Annotated in this window: 3 protein-coding genes; 1 reads left to right on the forward strand and 2 read right to left on the reverse strand. The window is 67.8% G+C overall.

From position 1 onward, the window contains the following. On the reverse strand, positions 1-755 hold a 755-nt coding region (locus VXC91_RS44535), incomplete at its 3' end, for an IS481 family transposase (RefSeq protein ID WP_329513038.1). Between the two features lie 181 nt (positions 756-936). Further along, positions 937-1,263 carry a hypothetical protein gene (locus VXC91_RS44540; RefSeq protein ID WP_329513039.1) on the reverse strand — a complete coding sequence of 109 codons (327 nt, stop codon included), beginning with the start codon at positions 1,261-1,263 and terminating at the stop codon, positions 937-939. Between the two features lie 945 nt (positions 1,264-2,208). Between VXC91_RS44540 and VXC91_RS44545 the strand changes: the two genes are divergently transcribed. Next, positions 2,209-2,442: a transposase gene (locus tag VXC91_RS44545; protein ID WP_329513040.1), complete on the forward strand. Its 234-nt coding sequence runs from the start codon at positions 2,209-2,211 to the stop codon at positions 2,440-2,442. Positions 2,443-2,481: the final 39 nt, after the last annotated feature.

The raw sequence follows: 2,481 nt of genomic DNA on the forward strand, positions 1-2,481 counted from the left end.
TAGGACGTTGGTTCCACGAAGTCCTCGAACGCGAGCTGCTGCGGGTAGGTATCGAGCGGCTCCGGTGGCCGGCCGAAGGAGACGCGATATTCGCTGCCGGAGGTGCGGCTGATCGGCGGTCGTCCTCCGAGCGCGGCGTGCGGCCACTCGTGGTTGTAGTAGTTGAGGAAGTCCGTGAGCGCGACGCGGCGGTCATGCTCGGACGTGTACGCGCGCACGCAGGCCCACTCACGGGTCAGCGTGCCGTTGCAGCGTTCGACCTTCCCATTCGGCCGTGGTGTGTAGGGCCGAGTCCGCTTGTGCTTCGTGCCGGTCGTGGCGAGTGCATCGGCCCAGGTTCGGGAGCGGTGGCAGGCACCGTTGTCGGTTAGGACGCGGCGAATCGGCATGATGCCGTGGGCGGCGAAGAACGCGACGGCCCGGTGCCAGAAGGCGACCGCGGTAACAGCCCTCTCGTCCTCCAGGGCCTCGGTGTAGGCGAGCCGGGAGTGGTCGTCGATCGCGGAATGCAGGTAGGTGTAGCCGATCTTCCCGGTGTCGGGACCAGCGCGCTTCGAGGCCCGTGCGGCCTCGGTGCCCACTCCGTGTATCCGCCAGCCGCCGACGGGGATGCGTCCGAGTTTCTTGATGTCGACGTCGACCAGGTCGCCGGGGCGCTCGTGCTCGTACCGGATGACCTCGCGCAGTTGCTCGCCGGTCGGCGGGTCGAGGTCGTGCAGCCGATTGACTCCTCGCGGGACGAGGATGCGGTGCACGGGCGCCACGGTGACAACCGATTTCGACGGCCGTTGGTCGGCCTCCGTGTGCCGGTGAGGCGCACCAGGGCGGGGAGGCTGCCCTCCCGGCGTGGTGCGCGCGGGCGCCCTGTCCTGTCAGGGGCGCCCGCGCGCGTCATCGTGCCGTGCCGCCCGCGTGTGCGGTCGCGGGGGCGCGGTCTCAGATGGCGTAGTGGTGGAAGCCGGCATGCGTCCACTCGGTCCAGGTGCCGTGGTGGCGGTGGAAGCGGTGGCCGTGATAGCGGTGCCACGCGCCGTGGCCGTGGTCGTAGTGGCCGTAGCGGTCGTAGCGGTCGTAGCGGTCGCTGTTACGGTAGGAGTTCTGGTGGTCACCATGGGTGTAAGCCACGACCCGGGGGGCGGCGGCGCCCGCGTCGGCGGGAAGGGTTGCTGCGGATGCGCTGCCTCCGGTCGCGAACAGGGCCCCACCTGCGACACCGAGGGTCGCAGCCGCAACAGCGACTCGCTTCACAATCTTGCTAATCATGGTCACTACCCTTCATCTACCTTGCTTACGTAAACCGGCAAGGCCGATCACCTTTGATTCGACACCAGCGACTCTACGACGCGAGTAGTTAAGTTTTCAACTTCCTGCAGGGTGGGCTATGTCATGGACGACCACACCGCAGACACGGAATAACCCCGACCACCCCAACCCGGCCGGGCAGCGACTCCCCCATCAATCGCCGAGGGCTCATCGCAGCAGGCCCACGGCGTGAAGGCGACCCGGACGTCCCGGTCGTACTCGACGCCGGATACGACGACCCCGCATCGCCCACCTGTCCTCCGGCCTGCCGGTGCAGATCCTCGACCTGGCTCCGTTCCGACCGCGTTTGACCAAACTCGCAAAGCACGGTGATCAGGCGGATCTACCGGCGGCCATCAAGACCACCCGCGGTCTGGTGGCGGACTGGCCGCCGGCAGCGGGCCACCCGGCAGTGCCGGTGCCGTAGCCACTCAGACACACCCCGCCACAGGCCCACGACCCTCACAGCCCCGACCACCACGGCCATAACCCCTACCACAAGCCCGACCACGGCAGGTCACAGCGCCGCGTAACCCGTCCGGCCGGAAATCGCGCAGCCACGTTTACGCGTGCGCAGCCCGAAGCATCCACCCGTTCAGGCAGCCCGTCAGGATTCCGACCACGCGGGGAATGGCATGATGACCAGCCACCATGCTGGCCGCATCGTTGGGCAAGGACAGCCGGGTGTACGGGAGTTGATGCAAGAGACACTGCGCCTGTTACTGCGCGGACAGAGCACCGGCGGGAACGGCGCTCTCCACCATCGGAGTCAGCCGAACACTCCCGCATCTGCGGGCAGGACTTGCCCCAGGTGCCCGGGGAGATGGCGGAGACCGGAAGGGACCTCCCCCCGAGTGGCGGACACCCTGACGCCGACCTCGGTGGGGGTCGGGAGGGTGACCGATTATGGCGATGAAGGTCTATTCGCCCGAGTTCAAGGCCGATGCCGTGGCCCTGTTCCACTCGGACCCCGATCTCACGATCGCGCAGACTGCGCGCAACCTGGGAATCAATGCGGAGACTCTGCGGAACTGGATCCGCGCCGACCGCGCCCGCGGCGGCATTAGCACCCCCACCAGCAGGAAGAACTTGAAGGCTCCCCTGCCCGAAGGGAGGGGATTCGTCACCCTCCAGGGCTGAGCGGGGATTTACAGCTCAGGCTGCCGCCCGGGCCGGCAA

It is taken from the genome of Streptomyces chiangmaiensis, assembly GCF_036281785.1.
Taxonomy (GTDB): Bacteria; Actinomycetota; Actinomycetes; order Streptomycetales; family Streptomycetaceae; genus Streptomyces; species Streptomyces chiangmaiensis.

What these genes read in the sequence shown, in the direction of transcription:
- VXC91_RS44540 (WP_329513039.1), bottom strand. Translation starts at nt 1,263, where the DNA reads ATGATTAGCAAGATTGTGAAGCGAGTCGCTGTTGCGGCTGCGACCCTC.
- VXC91_RS44545 (WP_329513040.1), top strand. Translation starts at nt 2,209, where the DNA reads ATGGCGATGAAGGTCTATTCGCCCGAGTTCAAGGCCGATGCCGTGGCC.